Below are 3003 nucleotides of genomic sequence, written 5' to 3' on the forward strand. Positions count from 1 at the left end.
GATTCGGGTCCATTTTTGCCAATTGCGCTTTTTTTCCGCTTTAGGCAGCATCGGGGCTACGGCTGCCCTGCGATTCGCCGCCACCCCCAAAGGAACCTGAGGACTGCTTATGCGAATCATCAAAGCAACCCTTGAGCATCTGGATCTGATTGCTCCGCTTTTCGTCAAATACCGCGAGTTCTACGGCCAACCGCCTTACCCCGAATCCTCACGCAAATTTCTCGAAAAACGCCTGAAGCGTGGTGAGTCGGTGATTTACCTGGCACTGGCCAACGATGACGACAGCAAACTGCTTGGTTTCTGCCAGCTGTATCCGAGTTTTTCCTCGCTGTCGCTCAAGCGCGTCTGGATCCTCAACGATATCTATGTGGCCGAAGACTCGCGCCGCCAACTGGTGGCCGACCACCTGATGCGCGCCGCGAAAAAGATGGCCAAGGAGACCAATGCCGTGCGCATGCGGGTTTCCACCAGCACCAACAACGACGTGGCCATGAAAGTCTACGAGTCCATCGGCTTTCGTGAGGACACCGAGTTCAAGAGCTACATCCTCCCCATCCAGTCGGACTGACCTGGCAGCCGGGCGGGCCTTGAGCCTGCCCGGTATGCACCAGCAAAACCCTCCGCTACAAACAGCACAGGAATAATCCGTTTGCGGCCGTATAATACGGCACCACACGTTGAGTGGAGGCTTTCGCACGCCGCTGTGTCGCGCGCGAAACACCCCACTGCCAGTCATCGCAGGCCCGCCAGCACGGGCTTTCACCACAGGTGCCGTACATGGATTTCAACCCGCTGGACATTATCCTGCATCTTGATACCTACCTCGATTTACTAGTCAACAACTACGGCCCCTGGATCTACGCCATTCTGTTCATGGTGATCTTCTGCGAGACAGGCCTTGTGGTGACGCCCTTCCTGCCAGGCGACTCGCTGCTGTTCATCGCAGGCGCAGTCGCCGCTGGCGGCGGCATGGACCCATTGCTGCTTGGCGGCCTGCTGATGGCTGCAGCAATCCTGGGCGACAGCACCAACTATGTGATTGGCAGAACCGCTGGCGAACGACTGTTCCGCAACCCCAACTCGAAGATCTTCCGCCGCGATTACCTGCAACAAACCCACGATTTCTACGACCGCCACGGTGGCAAGACCGTCACCTTGGCGCGCTTTCTGCCGATCCTGCGGACCTTCGCACCGTTCGTCGCCGGTATCGCCAAAATGACCTATAGCCGTTTTCTGGCGTTCAGCGTCGCCGGTTCCGTCCTGTGGGTAGGTGGCCTGGTCACCCTCGGCTACTTCTTTGGTAATGTGCCGTTCATCAAGAAAAACCTGTCGCTGATGATCGTCGCGATCATTCTGGTGTCGATGCTGCCGATGATCATCAGCCTGGTGCGCAACCGCATCAACCGCAACGCCGCCAAGGCCAACTAAGCCCCGCTCATGTGGTCCCTGAGCGCCTGGCGACGCCGCCGTACATTGGCCCGGTACCCACTCGATGCGCAGCTGTGGCAGCGCATCCGTGAGCGCCTGCCGCTGCTCGACGGTCTGAGCGAGGCAGAAGATCACTGGCTGCGCGACGCCTGCGTGCTGTTCTTGCGCGAAAAACACCTCACCGCACTGCCCGGCGTCGAACTGGATGCCGAACAGCGCCTGTACCTGGCGGCTCAAGCGCAGTTGCCCCTACTGCACCTGGGTGAACTGAACTGGTACCAGGGCTTCCATGAAATCATCCTCTACCCCGACGACTTCATCAGCCCACAGCGTCACCGCGACGCCAGTGGCGTGGAACATGAGTGGGATGGTGAGCACAGTGGCGAAGCGTGGTTGCAGGGCCCGGTAATCCTGGCCTGGCCGGGCGTTCTGGCCAGTGGTGGCTGGGAAGGCTATAACCTGGTCATCCATGAGTTGGCGCACAAACTCGACATGCTCAACGGTGATGCCAACGGCCTGCCACCGCTGCACAGCGACATGCGCGTCAGCGATTGGGCGTCAGCCATGCAACACGCCTATGACGACCTCAATCGTCAACTTGACCGCCACCCGGATGCCGAAACCGCCATCGACCCCTATGCCGCAGAAAGCCCGGCGGAATTCTTCGCGGTCACCAGCGAATATTTCTTCAGCGCCCCCGACCTGCTGGCCCGAACCTACCCCAAGGTCTACCAGCAACTGCGCGCGTTCTACCGCCAGGACCCGCTGCTGCGTCTACAGCAACTACACAGCCATCATCCCCACTATCGCCACGCCAAGGACTGAGCATGCCAAGCATCCGGGTGGGCGTGGCAAGCGCGTGGGAATGTGCCTATAATCGCGACCAATTTTTGGCCAAACATGGGGGCAATGCCCAATGAGCTACAGCAAGATTCCGGCTGGCAAAGACCTGCCGAACGACATCTACGTCGCCATCGAGATTCCAGCCAATCACGCGCCGATCAAATATGAAATCGACAAGGACAGCGATTGCCTGTTCGTCGACCGTTTCATGGCCACCCCAATGTTCTACCCGGCCAACTACGGTTTCATCCCGAACACCCTGGCTGATGACGGTGATCCGCTGGACGTGCTGGTTGTAACCCCGTACCCAGTGGCTCCAGGTTCGGTCATCCGCGCCCGTCCGGTCGGCATCCTGAACATGACTGACGACGGCGGCGGCGACGCCAAAGTCATCGCCGTACCGCACGACAAACTGTCGCAACTGTACGTCGACGTCAAAGAGTACACCGACCTGCCAGCCCTGCTGCTGGAGCAGATCAAGCACTTCTTCGAGAACTACAAGGATCTCGAAAAAGGCAAATGGGTGAAGATCGACGGTTGGGGCAACGCAGACGCCGCCCGCGCCGAAATCACCAAGGCCGTTGCCGCCTACAAAGGCTAAGCACCGCGCTGAACAAAAAGCCCCGCTCGCGGGGCTTTTTGTTGCCTGCAAAAATAGCCCCCTGTAGGAGTAGGCTTGCCTACGATGGCATCAGCGGGGTGTCAGCCAATACGCGGCGCCTGTATCGCAGG

4 protein-coding genes are annotated in these 3003 nt (G+C 59.2%); all 4 read left to right on the plus strand.

Features of this window, described 5'->3' with window-relative positions; all coding sequences use genetic code 11:
• The first annotated feature begins 109 nt into the window (after window positions 1-109).
• The 4 genes from EKA13_RS26630 (at window position 110) to ppa (ending at window position 2872) form a co-directional block, all read left to right on the plus strand.
• Window positions 110-568 (plus strand): GNAT family N-acetyltransferase, encoded by a 459-nt coding sequence (locus tag EKA13_RS26630; RefSeq protein WP_065761984.1) that lies wholly within the window; start codon window positions 110-112, stop codon window positions 566-568.
• Between the two features lie 209 nt (window positions 569-777).
• Complete coding sequence (locus EKA13_RS26635) at window positions 778-1428, plus strand: DedA family protein (RefSeq protein ID WP_065761985.1); 651 nt, start codon at window positions 778-780, stop codon at window positions 1426-1428.
• Window positions 1429-1437: 9 nt separating this feature from the next.
• Window positions 1438-2253 carry a M90 family metallopeptidase gene (locus EKA13_RS26640; RefSeq protein ID WP_065761986.1) on the plus strand — a complete coding sequence of 272 codons (816 nt, stop codon included), beginning with the start codon at window positions 1438-1440 and terminating at the stop codon, window positions 2251-2253.
• 91 nt (window positions 2254-2344) lie between these two features.
• The gene (gene ppa / locus EKA13_RS26645) at window positions 2345-2872 is read left to right on the plus strand and encodes an inorganic diphosphatase (protein WP_065761987.1); all 528 of its coding nucleotides are present in this window, start codon (window positions 2345-2347) and stop codon (window positions 2870-2872) included.
• The last annotated feature ends 131 nt before the right edge of the window (window positions 2873-3003 follow it).

Source organism: Pseudomonas defluvii (assembly GCF_001695625.1).
In the GTDB taxonomy this organism is placed as follows: domain Bacteria; phylum Pseudomonadota; class Gammaproteobacteria; order Pseudomonadales; family Pseudomonadaceae; genus Aquipseudomonas; species Aquipseudomonas defluvii.